At 70.7% G+C, this 19361-nt stretch carries 17 protein-coding genes; 8 read left to right on the top strand and 9 right to left on the bottom strand.

Going from position 1 to position 19361, the window contains the following annotated elements; genetic code table 11:
* The first annotated feature begins 102 nt into the window (after positions 1–102).
* Genes ABZ386_RS20900 through ABZ386_RS20885 form a run of 4 tightly spaced genes read left to right on the top strand, consistent with a single transcriptional unit; the run spans position 103 to position 4579 of the window.
* Positions 103–1068 carry a sugar ABC transporter permease gene (locus ABZ386_RS20900; protein WP_351335506.1) on the top strand — a complete coding sequence of 322 codons (966 nt, stop codon included), beginning with the start codon at positions 103–105 and terminating at the stop codon, positions 1066–1068.
* 19 nt (positions 1069–1087) lie between these two features.
* The gene (locus tag ABZ386_RS20895; protein ID WP_114257071.1) at positions 1088–2011 is read left to right on the top strand and encodes a carbohydrate ABC transporter permease; all 924 of its coding nucleotides are present in this window, start codon (positions 1088–1090) and stop codon (positions 2009–2011) included.
* Positions 2012–2021: 10 nt separating this feature from the next.
* Positions 2022–3365, top strand: a complete 1344-nt coding sequence (locus tag ABZ386_RS20890; RefSeq protein ID WP_358965502.1) for a sugar ABC transporter substrate-binding protein — start codon at positions 2022–2024, stop codon at positions 3363–3365.
* A 14-nt stretch (positions 3366–3379) separates the two neighbouring features.
* Entirely contained in the window at positions 3380–4579 is a 1200-nt protein-coding gene (locus ABZ386_RS20885) for a Gfo/Idh/MocA family oxidoreductase (RefSeq protein WP_355722912.1), read from the top strand.
* A gap of 27 nt (positions 4580–4606) precedes the next feature.
* Here ABZ386_RS20885 and ABZ386_RS20880 read toward each other — a convergent pair whose 3' ends face one another.
* From ABZ386_RS20880 to ABZ386_RS20865, 4 genes are all read right to left on the bottom strand, one after another.
* The gene (locus tag ABZ386_RS20880) at positions 4607–5302 is read right to left on the bottom strand and encodes a L,D-transpeptidase (protein ID WP_356616980.1); all 696 of its coding nucleotides are present in this window, start codon (positions 5300–5302) and stop codon (positions 4607–4609) included.
* Positions 5303–5482: 180 nt separating this feature from the next.
* Positions 5483–6397, bottom strand: a complete 915-nt coding sequence (locus ABZ386_RS20875; protein ID WP_355722893.1) for an SDR family oxidoreductase — start codon at positions 6395–6397, stop codon at positions 5483–5485.
* Positions 6398–6488: 91 nt separating this feature from the next.
* On the bottom strand, positions 6489–7118 hold the full coding sequence (locus ABZ386_RS20870; RefSeq protein ID WP_351335518.1) for an MBL fold metallo-hydrolase: 630 nt from the start codon (positions 7116–7118) through the stop codon (positions 6489–6491).
* The gene (locus ABZ386_RS20865; RefSeq protein ID WP_351335521.1) at positions 7118–8203 is read right to left on the bottom strand and encodes an S-(hydroxymethyl)mycothiol dehydrogenase; all 1086 of its coding nucleotides are present in this window, start codon (positions 8201–8203) and stop codon (positions 7118–7120) included. The genes ABZ386_RS20870 and ABZ386_RS20865 overlap by 1 nt, the downstream gene beginning before the upstream one ends.
* 161 nt (positions 8204–8364) lie before the next feature.
* On the opposite strand from ABZ386_RS20865, the gene ABZ386_RS20860 reads away from it, so the two are divergent.
* Positions 8365–10119, top strand: coding sequence for an ABC transporter ATP-binding protein (locus ABZ386_RS20860; protein ID WP_351335524.1), 1755 nt, complete (start codon positions 8365–8367; stop codon positions 10117–10119).
* A gap of 162 nt (positions 10120–10281) precedes the next feature.
* Here ABZ386_RS20860 and ABZ386_RS20855 read toward each other — a convergent pair whose 3' ends face one another.
* Positions 10282–10569 (bottom strand): hypothetical protein, encoded by a 288-nt coding sequence (locus ABZ386_RS20855; RefSeq protein WP_114257063.1) that lies wholly within the window; start codon positions 10567–10569, stop codon positions 10282–10284.
* A 139-nt stretch (positions 10570–10708) separates the two neighbouring features.
* Here ABZ386_RS20855 and ABZ386_RS20850 point away from each other — a divergent pair, with 139 nt between their 5' ends.
* A complete protein-coding gene (locus tag ABZ386_RS20850; protein WP_351335528.1) occupies positions 10709–11074 on the top strand; it encodes a nuclear transport factor 2 family protein in 366 nt (121 codons plus the stop codon).
* A gap of 158 nt (positions 11075–11232) precedes the next feature.
* On the opposite strand, the gene ABZ386_RS20845 is transcribed toward ABZ386_RS20850, so the two are convergent.
* A complete protein-coding gene (locus ABZ386_RS20845) occupies positions 11233–12114 on the bottom strand; it encodes an NAD(P)-binding domain-containing protein (RefSeq protein WP_358965500.1) in 882 nt (293 codons plus the stop codon).
* A 136-nt stretch (positions 12115–12250) separates the two neighbouring features.
* On the opposite strand from ABZ386_RS20845, the gene ABZ386_RS20840 reads away from it, so the two are divergent.
* Positions 12251–13258: a helix-turn-helix domain-containing protein gene (locus tag ABZ386_RS20840; RefSeq protein ID WP_355727658.1), complete on the top strand. Its 1008-nt coding sequence runs from the start codon at positions 12251–12253 to the stop codon at positions 13256–13258.
* Between the two features lies 1 nt (position 13259).
* On the opposite strand, the gene ABZ386_RS20835 is transcribed toward ABZ386_RS20840, so the two are convergent.
* The gene (locus ABZ386_RS20835) at positions 13260–13919 is read right to left on the bottom strand and encodes a TetR/AcrR family transcriptional regulator (protein ID WP_351335536.1); all 660 of its coding nucleotides are present in this window, start codon (positions 13917–13919) and stop codon (positions 13260–13262) included.
* A 145-nt stretch (positions 13920–14064) separates the two neighbouring features.
* Between ABZ386_RS20835 and ABZ386_RS20830 the strand changes: the two genes are divergently transcribed.
* Positions 14065–15318, top strand: coding sequence for a PQQ-binding-like beta-propeller repeat protein (locus ABZ386_RS20830; RefSeq protein WP_355727532.1), 1254 nt, complete (start codon positions 14065–14067; stop codon positions 15316–15318).
* Here ABZ386_RS20830 and ABZ386_RS20825 read toward each other — a convergent pair.
* On the bottom strand, positions 15299–17170 hold the full coding sequence (locus ABZ386_RS20825) for a cellulase family glycosylhydrolase (protein WP_358965498.1): 1872 nt from the start codon (positions 17168–17170) through the stop codon (positions 15299–15301). The two genes, ABZ386_RS20830 and ABZ386_RS20825, sit on opposite strands and share 20 nt — an antisense overlap.
* A gap of 82 nt (positions 17171–17252) precedes the next feature.
* Positions 17253–19226, bottom strand: coding sequence for a translation factor GTPase family protein (locus ABZ386_RS20820; protein ID WP_358965496.1), 1974 nt, complete (start codon positions 19224–19226; stop codon positions 17253–17255).
* Positions 19227–19361 lie beyond the last annotated feature (135 nt).

Genomic DNA, 19361 nt, shown 5'->3' with positions numbered 1-19361 from the left:
TTCACGCGAAAAGATGTTTGCACCCCTCTTGACGCCGCAATTGTTTCGCGCCAAAAGTAAGTCCCGCCAGAGGACGAGCCGCCGCATGCGAGGGAGTCTCCCGTGACCATCGCCTCCAGCAGCCCTCCATCGCGTCTGCCCGCGGGCGGCGCCACGGAGGCACACAGCCAACCAAGGACACGCCGGACCGGGGCGAGCGAGAACGGAGGGGACGGGCGGCTGGCCGCGGTGTTCATCGCGCCGGCCCTGCTCGGCTTCGTGGTCTTCCTGCTCTGGCCGACGCTGCGGGGCGTCTACCTGAGCTTCACCCGCTTCAACCTGCTGACACCGGCCGAGTGGGTGGGCCTGGACAACTACGTCCGCATGGTCAACGACCCGATCTTCTGGGACTCCCTGTGGGTCACCGTCGAGTACGTCGTCATCAACATCGGCGTCCAGACGGTCGCGGCGCTCGTCATCGCCGTGCTGCTCCAGCGGCTGACGCAGTCGGCGGTGCTGCGCGGCATCGTGCTCACGCCGTATCTGATGTCGAACGTGGTGGCCGGTCTGGTCTGGCTCTGGATCCTCGACACACAGCTCGGCATCGGCAACGAGATCATCAGTGCCGTCGGTGTCGACCGCATCCCCTTCCTCGCCGACGAGACCTGGGCGATCCCGACGATCGCGCTGATCAACGTGTGGCGGCACGTCGGGTACACCGCGCTGCTGCTGTTCGCCGGGCTCCAGGCCATCCCGAACGACATGTACGAGGCGGCCCGGGTGGACGGGGCGAGCGAGTGGCGGATGTTCTGGCGGATCACCATGCCGCTGCTGCGGCCGGTGCTCGCGGTCGTGCTGATCATGACGGTGATCGGCTCGTTCCAGGTGTTCGACACCGTGGCCGTGACCACCGCGGGCGGCCCGGCGAACGCGACCAACGTGCTCCAGTACTACATCTACGGCTCGGCGTTCGGCCGCTTCCAGTTCGGTTACGCCTCGGCCATGTCCGTCGCCCTGCTGGTCGTGCTGAGCGCGATCACCATCCTCCAGTACCGGCTCACCCGGGCCGGCCGGACCGACCTCGGCTGACGGAAGGGAGACACCGGCCATGACCGCCGTGACGACAACGACGCCGACGCGGGTGCGACCGGCCCGGCGCGGGTTCCCCTTCGGGCGGGCCGTCGCCTGGACCGTGATGGGGCTGATCGTCCTCATCACCCTGCTGCCGTTCTACTGGATCCTGCGCACCGCGCTCTCCACCAACGCCGGCCTGAGCGCCGACCCCACCAACCCGCTGCCGGTGGACCTCACCACCAGCGGTTTCGAGCGGGCCCTGGGCCTGCAGTCCGCCGAGGAGGCGATCGCGCAGGGCGGCGCGGGCGGCGGGCTCGACTTCTGGCGCTACCTGCTCAACTCCGTGCTCGTCTCGACCCTGATCACCGGCTGCCAGATCTTCTTCTCGGCGATGGCCGCCTACGCCTTCTCGCGGCTGCGCTGGCGCGGGCGGGACGCGGTGTTCGGGCTGTTTCTCGCCGGGATGATGGTGCCGGCCATCTTCACGCTGCTGCCGAACTTCGTGCTCATCAAGCAACTGCACCTGGTGGACACGCTGCTCGGCATCGCGCTGCCGACGATGTTCATGACCCCGTTCGCGGTGTTCTTCCTGCGCCAGTTCTTCATGAACATCCCCAAGGAGGTGGAGGAGGCCGCGCTGCTCGACGGTGCCGGGAAGGTCAAGATCTTCTTCCGGGTGGTGCTGCCGATGGCGTCCACGCCGATCGTGACGCTGGGCGTGCTGACGTACATCACCTCCTGGAACGACTACTTCTGGCCGCTGATGGTCTCCTACAGCGACAGCTCGCGCGTGCTGACCGTGGCGCTGGCGATCTTCCGGGCGCAGACCCCGGCGACCGGCGTCGACTGGTCCGGGCTCATGGCCGCGACGCTCATCGCCGCGCTGCCGATGCTGGTGCTGTTCGCCTGCTTCGCCCGGCGCATCGTCAGCTCCATCGGTTTCACCGGGATCAAGTAAGGGGACTGTGATGCGAATTCGTACGCTCGTCGCGGCGACCGGAGCGCTCGCGCTGTCCCTGGTCAGCGGCTGCGCGCAGGGCGGCGCCGCCGGATCCTCCGCGAACACGGTCACGTACTGGCTGTGGGACGCCAACCAGCTGCCCGCCTACCAGGCCTGCGCGAAGGGGTTCGAGCAGGAGAACCCCGGACTGAAGGTGAAGATCACCCAGTTGGGCTGGTCCGACTACTGGACCAAGCTCACCGCCGGCTTCATCGCGGGCACCCAGCCGGACGTGTTCACCGACCACATCCAGAACTTCGGCCAGTACGCCGATCTGCAGGTCCTCGAACCGCTCGACGACCTCGGGATCAAGGACTCCGACTACCAGCCGGGCCTCGCCGCCAACTGGATCGGCAAGGACGGCCACCGCTACGGCGCTCCCAAGGACTGGGACACCGTCGCGCTGTTCTACAACTCGAAGATGACGAAGGACGCCGGCCTTACCGCCGAGCAGCTGAACAACCTGTCCTGGAACCCGAAGGACGGCGGCACCTTCGAGAAGGCCATCGCGCACCTGACGATCGACAAGAACGGCAAGCGGGGCGACGAGCCGGGCTTCGACAAGAACAACGTCAAGGTGTACGGCCTGGCCACCAACGGCGGCGGCTTCGGCGACGGCCAGACCCAGTGGAGCAACTTCGCCGCCTCCGCCGGCTGGAGCTACCTGGACAAGCCGCGCTGGGGCACGAAGTACCAGTACGACAGCAAGACCTTCCAGTCGGTCATCAAGTGGTACTTCGGCCTGGCGAAGAAGGGCTACATGCCGCCGCTGTCCGACTACAACGTCCAGTCCAACCAGGCCAACACCCAGGTCGCGGCGGGCAAGGCGGCCGCCGCGTTCGACGGGGCCTGGATGATTTCCACCTACGCCGGCTTCAAGGGCAGGGACATCAAGACCGCCCTGACGCCGATCGGGCCGACCGGCAAGCGGGCCACCATGATGAACGGCCTCGCCGACTCCGTCACCAAAGCCTCCAAGAACAAGGCGGGCGCCAAGAAGTGGGTGGCGTACCTGGCCTCGGACAAGTGCCAGAAGGTCGTCGGCGGGTACGGCGTCGTCTTCCCCGCGACCAAGGACGGGACCGAGGCGGCCGTCGCCGCCTACCGGAAGAAGGGCATCGACGTCTCGTCGTTCACCGAGCCGGTGGCCGACAAGAAGAACTTCCGGACCTTCTCCTACCCGATCGCGAGCTACTCGGCGGACATGACGGCGCTGATGTCCCCTGCCATGGAGGACATCTACGGCAACGGCAAGCCCGTGAGCAGCCTCGATCAGACCAACGACCAGATCAACCTCATCCTCTCCCAGTGAAGGGCACGCGTTCCATGACGTTCTCCCTCGGCATCGTCGGCGCCGGACAGTTCTCGGGCCAGTTCGCCACCCTGTTCCAGGCCCATCCCGGCGTCAGCGCCGTCTACGTCACCGACCTGCTGCCCGAGCGGGCCGAGCAGCTCGCCGCCGCGCAGGGCCTCGCCGGGACCTTCCCGTCGTACCAGGCCATGCTGGAGTCGGAGGACGTCGACGCCGTCGCGATCTTCACCCAGCGGTGGACGCACGGGCCGCTGGTGCTGCAGGGGCTCAACGCCGGCAAGCACGTGTACTCGGCGGTCCCCATGGCGATCAGCACGGAGGAGATCGCGGCGATCATCGACGCGGTCAAGGCCACCGGGCTGACGTACATGATGGGCGAGACCAGCGAGTACAACCCGGCCACGGTCCACGCCCGCAACCAGATCGCCCAGGGCGCCTTCGGGCGGCTCTTCTACGCCGAGGGCGACTACGTCCACGACATGGACCTCGGGTTCTACGAGGCGTACCAGTACAGCGGCGGCGAGAACTGGAAGGCGACCGCCAGCTATCCCCCGCTGCTGTACCCGACGCACGCGGTCGGCGGGGTGCTGGGCGCCTGGAAGACGCACGCGGTCAGCGTGTCGGCGATCGGGGTCGTCGACGACCGGGGCGACGGCGTCTTCGACAAGGAGATCAGCCAGTTCGGCAACGACTTCTCCAACGCCACCGCGCTGTTCGAGGTGGCGGGCGGCGGCTCGTTCCGTACGAACGAGTTCCGGCGGGTCGGCTACCCCTCGCACATACGGGAGTCGCGTTTCCGCTTCTTCGGCACCGAGGCGAGCATGGAGCAACTCGCCACGGTCGCCCTGTGGCAGGACAAGCAGGGGGTGAAGGACATCAGCGAACTGCTGGAGCCCAAGCCCACCATGTCCCCCGACGACCCGTCGCTGCAGCACATCGCGCCGGAGCTGCGGGCCGCCTTCACCTCCGGTTCGGCGCCCGTGCACGACCGCGCGCGCCTGCCGAGGGAGTTCGACCACCTCCACAACGGCCACGAGGGCAGCCACCACTTCCTGGTGGACGACTTCGTGACCGCCGTCAACGAGCGGACCCTGCCCTCGGTGAACGCGTGGGTGGCGGCCCGTTACACCCTGCCGGGCATCATCGCGCACGAGTCGGCGCGGCAGGGCGGTGTGCGGCTGGAGATCCCGGACTTCGGGGACGCGCCGCAGTAGGGGCCGGACGCGAGCCGGGTGCCTGTATCAGGTGCCCGGCTTGCGGCCGTAGACGAAGACGTCGTCGCCCTTCTTCAGCATCGACCAGTACTTCTTGGCGTCGGTCTTGGTCATGTTGACGCAGCCGCGGGAGCCCGGCGGGTTCCACATGCTGACGTTCGCCTGGTGGAAGGCCTGGCCGCCGTCGAAGAACTGGGCGTAGGGCATCGGCACGTCGTAGATGGACGAGACGTGGTCGATGTTGCGCCAGTAGATCTTCTTCAGGCCGGTGCGCGTCTCGTTGCCGTCCCGGCCGGTGCGGACCGGGACGGGGCCGTAGACGAGCTTCTTGCCGTCCTGGATCCAGCTCAGCTGGAGCGTCAGGTTCACACAGGCGATCCGGCCCTTGTTCACCGGGCACTTGCCGTCCTTGTTGGGATTGCTCCCGACCGCCTTCTGCTTCTGCATCAGGTCCATCACCCCCCAGGTGACGGAACCGGCGTAGCCGACGTTCGGCGAGATGCCGTGCTTGGTCTGGAAGGCCTGGATGGCCTTGCAGTCGGCGGCGGACTGCTTGCCGTCGACCGGACGGCCGAGGAACTTCTCCACCTGCTTCTGGTACGGGCCGGTCTGCGTGGTGCAGCTCGCGGCCGCGGCCGGCGTGGCGCCGAGCGCGAGCGTGAGCGGTGTCACCAGTGCGGTGAGCCCGAGTGCGACGGCACCCCGTCTGCGTACGTCCCCCATGGCTGGTCAGCCCTTTCGCGGAAGTGGTCTGCGATGTCTGCCAGCTAGACGGACGTGCGACCGCTCCGGTTGTGCACCGGACCGCGCCGGGACGGAACAGTGACATTCCCCACCGAGCCATGACAGCCAAACCGGACGAATCAGACACCCGGCACTCGGGCTCGTCCACCGCGGTGCGTGTCACCGGTAACCGGTCGTATCCGCCGGCTTCCCCCTGTCCTGGATCTCCACCAGGTAGCGCCAGGCGTCCGGACGGCTGCCGTCGAGGTCGGTGAAGCCGTACACCTGGGCCAGGCCGCCGCTGGAGAGGGACGTGCCGTTGAAGCGGGCCACGTCCGGGTCGGCGGCCAGCGCGGTCACCGCCCGGCCCACGTAGCGCGGGGTCTCCGAGATGGCGAAGTGGGGGACGCGCTCCAGGGCGTCGCGCCAGTTGTCCTCCCGCACCCCGTAGGTGTCGAGCATCAGCTCCGAGCGCAGCCAGCCGGGGGTGAGCGCGACGGCGGTGGCGCCGCGCGGGCCGAGTTCGTGGCCGAGGGCGAAGGCCATGCGCAGGACGGCGCTCTTGGCCAGGTCGTAGAAGAAGTTCACGCGGTAGTGGTCGCGGTTGTAGTCGGCGGTGCCGTCGGTCATCTCGACGACCAGGCCGCCGGGGTTGCGCAGCAGCAGCGGCAGGGCGTGGTGGCTGGTGATCGCGTGCGTCTCGACGGCGAGGCGCAGGAGGTGCAGGCCCTTGTCCAGGTCGTGCTCCCACATCGCGGCGTCCCACTCGAAGAGCTTCTCGCCGCCCCAGATGTCGTTGACGAGGACGTCGAGGCGGCCCTCCTCGTCCGCGATGCGGTCGACGAGGGCGCGGACCTGCGCCGGGTCGAGATGGTCGGTGGGGACCGCGATGCCCCGGCCGCCGGCCTCGGTGACCAGGTCGGCGGTGTCCTCGATGGTCTCCGGCCGGTCGTACTCCGAGCGGCGCTCGCGGGTGGTGCGGCCGGTGACGTACACCGTGGCCCCGGCCGCGCCGAGTTCCACGGCGATCCCCCGTCCCGCGCCCCGGGTCGCCCCCGCGACCAGTGCGACCTTGCCCTTGAGCGGAGCTGACATGTCCGGCCTCCCGTGCCCTCGACTGTGTGCCGGGTTTCAGAGTGACGGGTAAGCCGGACATCTTCTGTCGCCTTTTACGGGCGACACGCGATCAGTGGCCGCGAGCGATCCATTCCTGGAGGTGCGGCGCCTCCGCGCCGATGGTGGTGGAGTCGCCGTGGCCGGTGCGGACGGTGGTCTGCGGCGGCAGCGTGAGCAGCCGGTCGCGGATCGAGTCGATGATCGTCGGGAAGTGCGAGAAGGACCGGCCGGTGGCGCCGGGGCCGCCCTGGAAGAGGGTGTCGCCGGTGAAGACGGTGCCCAGTCCGGGGTCGTACAGGCACACCGCGCCGGGCGCGTGCCCCGGGGTGTGGATCACCCGGAGGTCGGCGCCGCCGGCCTCGATGACCTGGCCGTCGACCAGCCAGGCGTCGGGCTCGCGGTCGGGGTGGGTCTGCTTCCACAGCGGCAGGTCGTCGCGGTGCAGCCAGATGGTGGCGCCGGTGCGCTCGGCGAGGGCGGGCGCGGCGTCGATGTGGTCGTTGTGGGCGTGCGTGCACACGATCGCCGTCAGCCGGCGGTCGCCGACTGCCTCGGCGATGGCGTCGGCGTCGTGGGCGGCGTCGATGACGATCGCCTCGTGGTCGTCGCCGACGATCCACACGTTGTTGTCGACGTCCCAGGTGCCGCCGTCGAGGGTGAACTGCCCGGAGGTGACGAGGTGTTCGATGCGGGTCGTCATCACAGCACCACCACCGAGCGCAGCACGTCGCCGTGGTGCATCCGCTCGAACGCCTTCTCCACCTCGTCCAGCCGGACGGTCTCGGTGACGAACGCCCCGAGGTCCAGGCGTCCTTGCAGATGCAGGTCGATCAGCATGGGGAAGTCCCGGGAGGGCAGGCAGTCGCCGTACCAGGACGACTTCAGGGCCCCGCCACGGCCGAAGACGTCCAGCAGGGGCAGTTCCAGTTTCATCTCGGGCGTGGGGACGCCGACCAGGACGACCGTGCCGGCCAGGTCGCGAGCGTAGAACGCCTGCCGGTACGTCTCCGGGCGGCCGACGGCCTCGATGACGACGTCGGCGCCGAAGCCGCCGGTCAGTTCCCGGATCGCCTCGACGGGGTCCGTCTCGCGCGAGTTGACGGTGTGCGTGGCGCCCATGGAGCGGGCGGTCTCCAGCTTGCGGTCGTCGATGTCGACGGCGATGATCCGCGCCGCCCCGGCCAGCCGCGACCCGGCGATGGCCGCGTCCCCGACGCCGCCGCAGCCGATGACGGCGACCGTGTCGCCCCGGCCGACGTTCCCGGTGTTGATCGCGGCGCCGATGCCGGCCATGACGCCGCAGCCGAGCAGTCCGGCCACCTGCGGGGCGACGGCCGGGTCGACCTTGGTGCACTGCCCTGCGGCGACCAGGGTCTTCTCGGCGAAGGCGCCGATGCCGAGAGCCGGGGACAGCTCGGTCCCGTCGGTGAGGGTCATCTTCTGCCGCGCGTTGTGCGTGTCGAAGCAGTACCAGGGCCGTCCGCGCAGGCACGCCCGGCAGGTCCCGCACACGGCACGCCAGTTGAGGACGACGAAGTCGCCCGGTGCGACGTCGGTAACGCCGTCGCCGACCGCCTCCACCACGCCCGCGGCCTCGTGGCCGAGCAGGAAGGGGAAGTCGTCGTTGATGCCGCCCTGCTTGTAGTGCAGGTCGGTGTGGCACACGCCGCAGGCCTGGACGCGCACGACCGCCTCGCCCGGGCCCGGGTCGGGCACGAGGACCGTCTCGATGCGCACCGGCTCGTCCTTGCCGGGTGCGATCACGCCGCGTACTTCCTGCGCCATGGTGCTGACTCCTTCGTCGGCCGGGATCCGTACCTTCCGACCCTACGTGCGACTGATCGGTAAGGGTCGGGGATCGGCCACCCGGCTGTCCGTGAAACGGCAGGCCGGACCGGTCGGCGCCGACGTAGCCTGAACGCTCCGCCCGACGCCGAAGGAGCGACGTGACCCTCGCAGAGACCGAGACCGCCACACCCCCCTGGCGGCAGCTCCTCGGATACGTACGGCCGCACCGCTGGTCCCTGATCGCCGGTGCCGTGCTCGCGCTGGTCACGGGGGCGACCGGGCTGCTGCTGCCGCTGGTGGCGCGGGACCTCATCGACGACCTGGCGCACGACCGGGCCATCACCGGCGCGCTGCTGGCGATGTCGGCCCTGGTCGTGACGAACGCGGCGGTGGGCGCGCTGGGTTCGTACGTGTTGCAGCGCACCGCCGAGTCGGTGGTGCTCGGCGCGCGGCGCGCCCTGTCGTCGTATCTGCTGCGGCTGCGGATCACGGCCGTGGACCGCAGCGAACCCGGCGATCTGATGGCCCGCATCACCTCGGACACCACCCTGCTGCGGGCGGTCACCACCGACTCGCTGGTCGGGCTGGGCACGGGCGGTCTCACGCTCGTCGCGACGGTGGTGATGATGGGCCTCGTGGAGCCCGTGCTGCTGGGCGTCACACTGGCCGTGATCGTGGGCGCGGGCGTGATCCTCGGCGTGATCGTGCCGCGGATCAACAAGGCGAGCCGGCAGGCGCAGGACGCGGTGGGTGTCATGGGCGCCTCGCTGGAGCGGATCCTCGGCGCCCTGCGCACGGTGAAGGCGTCCGGTGCCGAGCACCGGGAGGAGCGCACGCTGCACGAGGCGGCGCAGGAGTCGTGGCGGCAGAGCGTGCGGGCCGCCAAGTGGTCGGCGGCCGCGGGCAACACGGCGGGGCTGGCCATGCAGATCGCCTTCATCACGGTGCTCGCGGTGGGCGGCGCGCGTGTGGCGACCGGCGCGATCGACGTGGGCACGCTGGTCGCGTTCCTGCTGTTCGTCTTCTATCTGATGTCTCCGATACAGCAGGTCGTCGGCGCCGTCACGCAGTACCAGACGGGCGCGGCGGCCCTCACCCGCATCCAGGAGGCGCTGCGGCTGCCCGCCGAGCCAGCCGCCGCGGCCGCGCCGCTGCCCTCCGCGGGCACGCCCCCGGCGGAGCTGGCCTTCGAGGACGTGCGCTTCCGCTACGCCGAGGACCTGCCGTACGTCCACCACGGCGTGACGTTCACCGTGCCCGCGCAGGGCATGACGGCGTTCGTGGGCCCGTCCGGCGCGGGCAAGACCACCGTGTTCTCGCTGATCGAGCGGTTCTACGACCCCGACTCCGGCGTGATCCGGCTGGACGGCCGGGACCTGTCCGACTGGGAGCTGCCGCGGCTGCGCGCCGCGATCGGCTATGTGGAGCAGGACGCGCCGGTCCTGTCGGGCTCGCTGCGGGACAACCTGCTGCTGGGGAATCCGGAGGCGGACGACGACGCGCTCGCGCGGGTGCTGAAGACGACCCGTCTGGACGGCCTGGTCGCCCGGCTCCCCGCCGGTCTCGACACGCTCGTCGGGCACCGGGGCACGAAGCTGTCGGGCGGTGAGCGGCAGCGGGTCGCGATCGCCCGCGCGCTGCTGCGCAGGCCCCGGCTGCTGCTGCTCGACGAGGCCACCTCGCAGCTCGACGCGGTGAACGAGGCGGCGCTGCGCGACACCGTCGCCGACGTGGCCCGGACGACCACGGTCCTGGTGGTGGCGCACCGGCTGTCGACGGTGACGATGGCCGACCGGATCGTGGTGATGGACGCGGGCCGGGTCCGGGCCGTGGGCACGCACCGCGAGCTGGTGACGGCCGACCCGCTCTACGCGGAGCTGGCGGCGACGCAGTTCCTGGCCGCGGCGGACTGAGCGCGGGCCGCCGCCGCGGGCCGAGCCCGGGCATGGGTGAGGGCCGCCCGGATCCGGGCGGCCCTGGCGGGCGCGGCGCTCACGCGGACACGGCCCCAAGCGGTCACGGTCCTCGCGCGGGCGCGGCCCCAAGCGGTCACGGTCCTCGCGCGGGCGCGGCCGTCAGCGGACGTTCGGGACGAATCCGAAGACCGGGGAGACCAGGCCGACGACCTGGTTCAGCTGGTTGAGGTCGTTGAGGCGGTTGAGCCCGGCCAGCTGCGAGGAGGGCCGCGGGATCTCGTCCTTGTGCTCGGCGGGGATGTCGCTCACGGTCAGCGAGTCGAGCGTGGCCATCGGGCTGAGCGGGCTCTTCGCCTCGGCGTCGGCCGCCTGGGCCATCGGCGCGGCGAGGCCGGTGACACCCGCGGCGAGACCAACGGCGGCGACGATACGTCGTGTTGAGATCATGCCTGTCGCAACGCCGGCGGGGCCCCGGCGGACACGGGCGGGCGGCCTCGCTCACCCGTCAGGCCCAGTGTCCGCTGCGCTTGCCGAGCCCGCCGGGCGGGTGGAGGCTCGGGAGAGAGGCCCTTCGAAGGAGGTCATCATGACCAACGCCGCAGACCCCGCCTTCGACAGAGAGACACTCCGCCGTGGCCTGGAGGGGGAGAACCCGGACATCCTGCTCTCGCTCTACGCCGACGACGCGGAGTTCCGCATCGTGGACCGTACGACCCAGCCCAGTCACCCCAAGGTCCTGCACGGCCGGGACGAGATCGGCCGGATGCTGGAGGACGTCTACAGCCGCGACATGACGCACAAGCTGGAGCGGTGCGTCATCCAGGGCGACGAGGCCGCGTACAGCGAGAGCTGCGAGTACGCGGACGGGGTGCGCGTGCTGTCCGAGTCCATGCTCTCGCTGCGGGACGGCAAGATCGCCGAGCAGACGCTGGTGCAGGCCTGGGACGAGTAGCAGACGCCCGGCCGGCGAGCTTGCCGTGAGGGTGCGCCCCAGGGCGGTCGGTCGTCGGCAAGCCCACCGGGAGGCCGCCGCCCGCCTTTGACGCGACAGCCTCCCGGCGTGGACGACGCTCCCGGGGACCCGGCTGTGCGCGCCGCCGGCCGGCCCGCTCAGCCCCTCGGCGCGGGGCGCAGCACCTCGATCAGACTGGCGTAGCTGTCCTGCCCGTGGCCCGCGGCGCTCGCCTTCTCCATCGCGGTCTTCAGCAGCTCGGGCAGGGCGTTGTCGACGCCCCGGGCCGCCGCCGCGTGGATCAGATGGTCGATGGCCGCGATCTGCACGTCGACGGTGGCGTCGTCGCCCGGGTAGCGACCGTCGTCCACCTGGGGCGCGTACCGGGTGAGGAAGCCCCCCACCGTGGTCAGCCAGCGGATCGCGACCGGGGTGAAGGCGGCGGCCGGCGTCCCCTCGGCACCGACCAGGGCCGTTCCGTGCAGCCAGCCGGTCATGGTGGACCACATCAGGCCGAGCAGGGCGGTGTCGTAGAGGGAGGCGAGGCCGGGGTCGGTGCCCAGGTACAGGGGGTCGCCGAGGGCCGCCAGGGTGGGGCGGTGGGTGTCGAAGACCTCCTCGGAGCCGCTGTAGAGGAACATCATGGCCGGGTCGCCCACGCCGGGCGGGGTGGTCATGATGGCGCCGTCGAGGTAGTCGGCCCCGAGGGAGCCCGCCCACGCGACGGCCTCCTGGGCCTGCTCGGGAGAGCCCGAGGTGAGGTTGACCAGGGTTCTGCCCTTGAGCGCCTCCGCGACGGGGTCGACGACCGTGTGCAGCGCCGCGTAGTCCAGGACGCAGGCGATGACCAGCGGGGACGCGGCGATCGCCTCCTGGGCTGTCGCGGCCGCGCGGGCGCCGCGCTCGACCAGGGGCCCGGCCTTGTCCGGGGACCGGTTCCAGACCGTGGTCGGGTGGCCCCGGTCCAGCAGCGCGGCGGCCAGGGCCGAGCCCATCTGGCCCAGGCCCAGGACGGTGACGGCCTGCTGTCGTGCGGTCATGCTGCAACTCCTCGCGCATACAGGGGTGTTCGTACGTGCCGTGTGATCACGTACGAACACGCTCGCAGGGTGCGGGGATCCGGAACAGTGACAGCGGTGACGGCCTCCACCAAATTCCTGCCATACGCTTCGGGGCATGAGTGCCGGTTCCGTGGCCGTGGTGGTCACCGAGGAGATCGGGGTCCCCTCGTGGGACCTGTACGAACTGAGCATCCCCTGCACCGTGTTCGGCAAGCCGCAGCCCGATCTCGCCGACCCCTGGTACGAGCTGAAGCTGTGCGGGGTCGGGGCCGAGGAGGCGAACGGCCACGGGCTGAGTCTGCGCACGCCCTACGGGCTGGACGACCTGGTCGGCGCCGACACGGTCGTCGTGCCGTCGGTGCCCGACCCGTGCGTCGAGGAGGGCAGGCCGCTGCCGCAGGAGCTGATCGGCGCCCTGCGCCGGGCCCATGAGGCGGGTGCCCGCATGGTGTCCCTGTGCACCGGCGCCTTCGCGCTCGCCGAGGCCGGACTGCTGGACGGGCGGCGCGCCACCGCCCACTGGATGCACACCGCCCAACTCGCCGAGCGCTACCCGAAGGTGGAGGTCGACGCGTCGGTGCTGTACGTGGACGAGGGCGACGTCCTCACCAGCGCCGGGCTCACCGCCGGCCTCGACCTGTGCCTGCACCTGGTGCGGCGCGACCTCGGCGCGCACGTCGCCAACCAGCTGGCGCGCCGCATGGTGGTGCCCGCGCACCGGCCGGGCGGGCAGGCGCAGTTCATCGAGCTGTCGGTGCCGGCCCGGGACGACGAGGGACTGGCCCCCGTCCTCGCCTGGGCGCGGGCCCACCTGGACCGGCCGCTGACCGTCGCGGACCTGGCCCGCCGGGCCGCGATGAGCCCGCGCACGTTCTACCGGCGCCTCCAGGCGGCCACCGGCACGACGCCGCTGCAGTGGCTCCTGGACCAGCGGCTCGGGCGCGCCCGGTCCCTGCTGGAGTCCACGGACCTGCCGATCGAGAAGGTCGGCGAGCTCAGTGGACTCGGCACGGCCAACAACCTCCGGCACCACTTCCTCAAGCACCTCGGCGTGTCGCCCGGGGACTACCGGCGGGCCTTTCCCGGGGCCGGGACGAGCGGGCCCGGGCCGCGCCCGGTCTGACTCAGTCCCGCGGGCTCCAGCCCGGCGGCCACAGGATGCCCAGCAGCTGCCGCACCAGTTCGTCGACGACCTCGTCCAGCGTCGCGTCCACCCAGCCCGCGCTCCAGTCGTGCAGCAGGCCGTTGACGCTGCCGATGAAGCCCGTCGCCGCGAGGCGGTAGTCGCGGGCGGCCGCCTCCCCGCGCGCGGCGGCCGCGTCGGCCTCGGCGCAGATGAGGTCGACCCAGCCGGCGCGGCGGGCGAGCCGCTGCTCCTCCAGGCGCGGGCTGACGCCGATGACCTCGACGAAGGTGATGCGGATCCGGCGCGGATCGGCGGCGATGTTCCCGGCGTAGGCGCGGAAGATCGCCGTCGCGCGCTCGACCAGCGGCAGGTCCGCCGCGCCGGCGGCGGCCTCCAGCACCGCCGCCTCGGCCCAGCCGTTGACCTGGAGGTGCAGCGCGGCGAGCACGTCCTCCAGGGTGCGGAACTCCTCGTAGAACTGACGGGTGGACAGCCCGGCCGCCTCGCTGAGCGCCGCGACCGTGGTGGCGCGGAAGCCGGGGGTGTCGCCGAACAGGTGGAGCGCGGCGTCCAGGAACCTCCGGCGCCGCTCCGCCTGCCGCTCCTCGGCGGTCTTGCCGCCGTAGCGGCCGGTCGGCGCTCTGAGTCTGCCCGGCACCGGCTCTCCCTTCCTCGTTCGAACACCAATTTTGTCGTGCACGCGGTCTTGTGGAGAAGGCCACCCCTTCCTTACTTTGCAGTAAGTTGACTCTGAAAGCACGTGTGTTCAGATTCCTCACCCCACCGCAGAGGAGGGATCAGCCATGCCCGTCTTCCGACGACGGCACCTGTGCTCCCTGGGCGCCGCCCTCGCCCTGACCGCCACCGTCCCCGCGACCGCCGCCCAGGCGGCCCCGGGCACCTCCGCCGCGTTGCGCGAGGTGATGTTCGTGGGCAACAACTGGGACGGCACGGCCGATGTCATCAGATCGACCGGTGACTTCGGGAAGATCGGCCGGATCGACGTCATCCCCGACAAGGACCAGCGGATGGCGGAGATCAACGCCGATCCGATCAAGTGGATCTACTTCATGGCGATCCGCAACAGCGTCGGCGAGGGCCACGACCAGTTCGTCGACGACATGTACTCCACGCCGGACGGCGGCTCCATGGTCGTCTCCCGGCCGAGCTTCGCCGATGTCGTGTCCATCGATCTGGCCACCGGCGACATCAACTGGCGCTTCCCCGTGTCCGGTTACCGCTCCGACCACATGGCCGTCTCCCCCGACGGCAAGCGGGTCGCGGTGTCGGCGTCCACCTCCAACACGGTGCACGTGCTGGACATCGTCACCGGCAAGGAGCTGGGCAGGTTCGCCACCGGCGACAAGCCGCACGAGAACATCTTCACCCAGGACGGCAAGTACATCTACAACATGGCGATCGGCGACGTGAACACGCAGACCGACGCCCCGTGGCTGGACTGGACGAAGGGCGACCGGCGCATCACGGTCGTCGACGCGAGCACGTACAAGCAGGTCAAGGTCATCGACATGCGTCCGCAACTGGACGCGCTCGGCCTCAAGGACTACTCCGACGCGGTGCGCCCGGCCGTGTTCTCGCCGGACGAGTCGAAGCTGTACTTCCAGGTGTCGTTCTTCAACGGCTTCTTCGAGTACGACCTCGCCGCCGACAGGATCACCCGCACCAAGACCCTGCCGAAGAACCCGGCGACCAGCGACGACCGGACCACGTTCGTCAACGACTCGCGCCACCACGGCATCTCGATGAGCCCGGACGGCAAGAAGCTGTGCGTCGCGGGGACCATGGACGACTACGCCACGGTCGTCGACCGCGCCACCCTCCAGGAGGGCCCGCTCGTCACCGCCGCCAAGCCCTACTGGGCCACGGTCAGCGGTGACGGCAAGTCCTGCGTGGTCTCCGAGAGCGGCACCGACCAGGTCACGGCCATCGACTTCGCCACCGGCAAGAAGGTCGTGTCCGTCCCGGTCGGTGACCACCCGCAGCGCGTCCGGCTCGGCAAGGTGCGGGCCGGCTGGGCTAGCCCTTCCGCCGGTTGACCTCCTTCGCCGCCCACGCCGCCAGTTCGGAGCGGGCCGCGGCGAGCAGGTCCGCCGAGGGAGCCGTCGCCCCGTTGGTCACCAGCGCGTAGTGCAGGACCCCCGAGTCCGGCGCGGTGAGCAGCAGGCGGCGGCTTCCCGTGCCACCGGGCTCCGGGGCCACCCCGACCGGGGTCGTCGAGGTGTAGGCCGGTGGACCGTGGACCGTGCCCAGGTCGGAGACGACCGTGGTGGAGGCGGTCGGGAAGCTCGTCGGCAGATGCAGCTCGGTGGGCGCCGGGCCGCCGTCCGAGCGCCACAGCAGCAGCCCGTACTGCCCGGACCCCACCAGCCGCTGCACGTTCGGCAGCGAGTTCGGCACGGGGTTCCAGGTCAGTGTCGTGGAGCCGTCCCGGGAGCGGTCCTCGTAGGTGAAGCCGACGGTCGTGCCGGCCGTGGCGCTCGGGTAGAGGCGGTCCAGCAGCCGGGCGTCCTGGCGCAGCACGGGCTTGCCCGCGTCGTCGAGGCGTACGGCGGACAGGTCCTCGTCGTTCCAGGCGTCGCCCTCGGTGAGGACCTTGTCGGGGTTGCCGTTCATCAGCTCGCGATGGCGGCCGTTGTAGATGTCCCACTGCCACTGCGACCCGGAGAGCACCGGTCCCGAGGCCGCCGGGTCGGACCACCAGTCGGCGCCCTTCACGCGGGAGTCGAGGGCCTGGTACATCGCCTTGAGGACGGTGGGTGCCTTGTCGGAGACGTTGCCGGCCAGCGGGTGCCCGAACTCGCTGACGACGGCGGCGGTCTGCGCGGCGGCGGCCCGGTCGCGGACCGTGCGGAAGTCGCCCGCGTACTGGCCGTCGGCCGCCTTGCCCCACATGAAGACGCCGGAGATGGCCTTCTGGTCGTAGAAGTGGGTGTTGAAGACGTAGCGGGGTCCGAGCTTGCCGGCGTCCAGCAGGCCGCCCTCCTGCTTCTGGAAGTCGAGGTTGGCGTTCCAGAAGAGGTTCGGCTCCACGAAGGCGGGCTTGTCACGCCAGCCGGCCGCGTCCATGCGGGCGCGGAACTTCTCGTAGAACGGCCAGAGCACGTCCTTCTCCCAGGCGCGGCTGGTCTGCCCGGAGTCGTAGACGCCCGCGTGCGGCTCGTTGTAGGGGTCGAAGCCGACGACGCCCTTGAACTGGTCGGCGTTCAGGTGCTGTTCGACGTATGCCATGGTCTTCTCGGCGGTGGCAAGGAAGGCGTCCTGCACACCGTGCGCGTTGTGCCAGAAGTCGTACGTGGCACGCTTCACGGCCTCGTTCTGGGTGATGTTCTGCCCCCAGAAGATGCAGATCCCGCAGGACTCGTCGGGGTAGTTCCCGGCGTCCACCGCCCACTTGGGCGCGCCGTCGCCCGTGTACCAGCTGTCGGCGTCGAACAGGTACCGGGAGTAGAGGTCCTGGTGGAAGTCGGGGTAGACGCGGATGCCGGCGTCGAGGAAGGCCTTCATCTGGTCGGTGGCGGCGGCGAGATACGCCGTGTCCACCTGGCCGCGCTCGGGCTCGGCGTACGCCCAGGAGAGCAGGAAGCGGACGGTGTTGCCGCCGCCGAGGGCGCGCAGCGCGGTCGCGGACTTGCGGGCGTCGGCGACGGAGGCGAAGGGCAGGCCCTTGTTCTCGGCGAGCTTGGTCTCGCCGGAGACGTTGTAGCCGCGCAGTACGACCTCCCGGCCGTGGGCGTCGGTGAAGCGGCCGTTCCGCACGGTGACGGTCGGGTCGTCGAACCAGAGGGAGCCGGGAGGGGGCGCGGCGGTGGCGGGCGGGACGCCCGCCACCGAGACGGAGCCGAAGAGGACAGCCAGGACAACCAGCAGACGCAGTCGGATAGTCGGCATGTCCACTACAGTCCGGCGATATCAGGACACCGTCAACACCCCTGACTCTGGAGTAAGTTCCCTCTCGGCCAGCGCGCACACCTCAGCCGCCCACTCTTCGTGTCACGTTCAACAAGTACTCCTTCCTGTTCAGGGGGTTGTGGTCGGTGCGCGGGCGCTCGGGGACCGTGCCGTGCGTAACTGGCGCATAGTGTGCGAAGGCGCTCTCCAGCTCGCCCTCGCCCCGGGTGAGCCCGGGCAGCCGCTGTTCGAGGGCGTGCACCCGGGCCGCCGGAACGGTGCCTTCGAGGACGCAGACGTCCCCCTGGTTCCGCGTCGTCTCGGGTACGGCCGCGAGCCCGGCCAGGACCGGCAGCAGGGAGCCGAGGGTGTCGGCCGGGGCCTCGACGCGGAAGCGGTGCATCGGCTCGTGGACCCGGGTCCCGGCCCGCCGCAGCGCCTCGACGAGCACCAGCGGCGTCAGGCCGCGGAAGTCCGCGCCGGTGCTCGACATGCTCTTGTCGAAGCCCTGGTGGGCGTGGCTCTGGCGGGGCGAGTAGCCGCTGTGCGTCATGGTGACCACGCAGTCGGGGATCCGCCAGCCGTGCAGGCCCTGGTCGAGGGTCTCGCGCACGGTGTCCTCGACGGCCTTGAAGAAGGCGTACGGCATCGAGCCGAGCTCCACCTCCAGCCGGAAGTCGATGCCCGACCCGGCCGGTGCGGGCTCGACGCGCAGACCGACCGTCGCGAGGAACGGGTTGCCGTCCTTCTGGTTGAACTCCACGGCCTGTCCGGTGCCGACGAGCCGTTCGACGCACAGGGGCGTGGTCTCGCGGAAGGTGACGTGGAGGCCGTACTCGTCGGCGAGGGTGGCCTGGACGACCTCCTTCTGCACCTCGCCGTAGAGGGAGACGGAGGTCTCCTGCCGGCGTTCGTCGTGGCGCAGGCCGATCAGCGGGTCCTGTTCGGCGAGCTGGGTGAGCGCGAGGTGGAGCGCTCCCCGGTGTGCGTCCGGGCCGGGGACGACGACCGTCTCCAGGGTGGGCGGGGCGAAGACGTGCTCGTACCTCTTGCGGGGTGCGCCGAGCGCGTCGCCGATCCTGATGTCGCCGAGGCCGGTGAGGCGGGCGATCTGGCCGGCGACGACCGCGTCCGCGGGGGCGGCCGTGCCGTGGGCGAAGACGCTGATCCCGGTGATGCGGCGCTCGGTGCCGTCATCTGCGCAGGGGATCCGGTCGCGGGTGCGCAGGGTGCCGGAGAACATCCGGGCGTAGGCGACCCTCTCCCCCGCCGGGCCCCGCTCGACCTTGAACACGGTGGCCGAGACCGGCCCGTCCGCGTCCCCCTCGGCCGGCGGCAGCAGTGCCTCGACGCCGGCCAGGAGCGCGTCGACGCCGGCGCCCGTCGCGGCGGAGCCGAAGTAGACCGGGTGGACCAGGGCCTGACGGGTCTGCGCGGCGAGAGCCCGGTGCAGGAGGGTGTCCGTGACGGTGTCCTCGACGTAGGCGGACAGCAGGGTGTCGTCGTGGTCGGCGAGGAGGTCCAGCGCGGCGGCCGGTCCGGGCCCGGGGACGAAGCGGGCCGCGCGCGTGCCGAGGCCGGTGACGGACCCCATGGGCACGATCGCGGGGGTCAGCCGGGCCGAGATGCCCCGCAGTACCTCCTCGTGGCCCGCTCCGCGCCGGTCGATCTTGTTGACGAAGAGCAGGGTCGGGATGCCCAGCCGGCGCAGCGTCCGCATCAGCACCCGCGTCTGGGCCTGCACCCCTTCGACGGCGGAGACGACGAGGACGACGCCGTCCAGCACGCCGAGCACGCGCTCCACCTCGGCGATGAAGTCCGGGTGACCGGGGGTGTCGATGAGGTTGACCGTCACACCGTCGAGCGGGAACGAGACGACGGCGGACTTGATGGTGATGCCGCGCTGCCGCTCCAGTGCGAGGGTGTCGGTGCGGGTGCTGCCGTCGTCGACGCTGCCGATCTCGTCGATCACCCCGGCCGAATGGAGCAGCCGCTCGGTCAGGCTGGTCTTACCGGCGTCGACATGGGCGAGGATTCCAAGGTTGAGCAGGTGCACGAAGCGTCATGTCCTTCGGAGAGGGGGCTGTTCCTGCCTGGGGGGACATGAACGCAGTGCGCATCCGGAACTCCTCGGGACTCGGGGACGTCGCTGTCCCGTGCAGTGCAGCAGACGGGTTCGGGGGGTCACAAC

Origin of the sequence: Streptomyces sp. NPDC006140 (assembly GCF_040628815.1) — a bacterium.
Taxonomy (GTDB): Bacteria; Actinomycetota; Actinomycetes; order Streptomycetales; family Streptomycetaceae; genus Streptomyces.
This window is presented reverse-complemented; position numbering and strand designations above follow the sequence as displayed.

What these genes read in the sequence shown, in the direction of transcription:
- ABZ386_RS20895 (WP_114257071.1), top strand. Translation starts at nt 1,088, where the DNA reads ATGACCGCCGTGACGACAACGACGCCGACGCGGGTGCGACCGGCCCGG.
- ABZ386_RS20890 (WP_358965502.1), top strand. Translation starts at nt 2,022, where the DNA reads ATGCGAATTCGTACGCTCGTCGCGGCGACCGGAGCGCTCGCGCTGTCC.
- ABZ386_RS20885 (WP_355722912.1), top strand. Translation starts at nt 3,380, where the DNA reads ATGACGTTCTCCCTCGGCATCGTCGGCGCCGGACAGTTCTCGGGCCAG.
- ABZ386_RS20880 (WP_356616980.1), bottom strand. Translation starts at nt 5,302, where the DNA reads ATGGGGGACGTACGCAGACGGGGTGCCGTCGCACTCGGGCTCACCGCA.
- ABZ386_RS20875 (WP_355722893.1), bottom strand. Translation starts at nt 6,397, where the DNA reads ATGTCAGCTCCGCTCAAGGGCAAGGTCGCACTGGTCGCGGGGGCGACC.
- ABZ386_RS20870 (WP_351335518.1), bottom strand. Translation starts at nt 7,118, where the DNA reads ATGACGACCCGCATCGAACACCTCGTCACCTCCGGGCAGTTCACCCTC.
- ABZ386_RS20865 (WP_351335521.1), bottom strand. Translation starts at nt 8,203, where the DNA reads ATGGCGCAGGAAGTACGCGGCGTGATCGCACCCGGCAAGGACGAGCCG.
- ABZ386_RS20855 (WP_114257063.1), bottom strand. Translation starts at nt 10,569, where the DNA reads ATGATCTCAACACGACGTATCGTCGCCGCCGTTGGTCTCGCCGCGGGT.
- ABZ386_RS20850 (WP_351335528.1), top strand. Translation starts at nt 10,709, where the DNA reads ATGACCAACGCCGCAGACCCCGCCTTCGACAGAGAGACACTCCGCCGT.
- ABZ386_RS20845 (WP_358965500.1), bottom strand. Translation starts at nt 12,114, where the DNA reads ATGACCGCACGACAGCAGGCCGTCACCGTCCTGGGCCTGGGCCAGATG.
- ABZ386_RS20840 (WP_355727658.1), top strand. Translation starts at nt 12,251, where the DNA reads ATGAGTGCCGGTTCCGTGGCCGTGGTGGTCACCGAGGAGATCGGGGTC.
- ABZ386_RS20830 (WP_355727532.1), top strand. Translation starts at nt 14,065, where the DNA reads ATGCCCGTCTTCCGACGACGGCACCTGTGCTCCCTGGGCGCCGCCCTC.
- ABZ386_RS20825 (WP_358965498.1), bottom strand. Translation starts at nt 17,170, where the DNA reads ATGCCGACTATCCGACTGCGTCTGCTGGTTGTCCTGGCTGTCCTCTTC.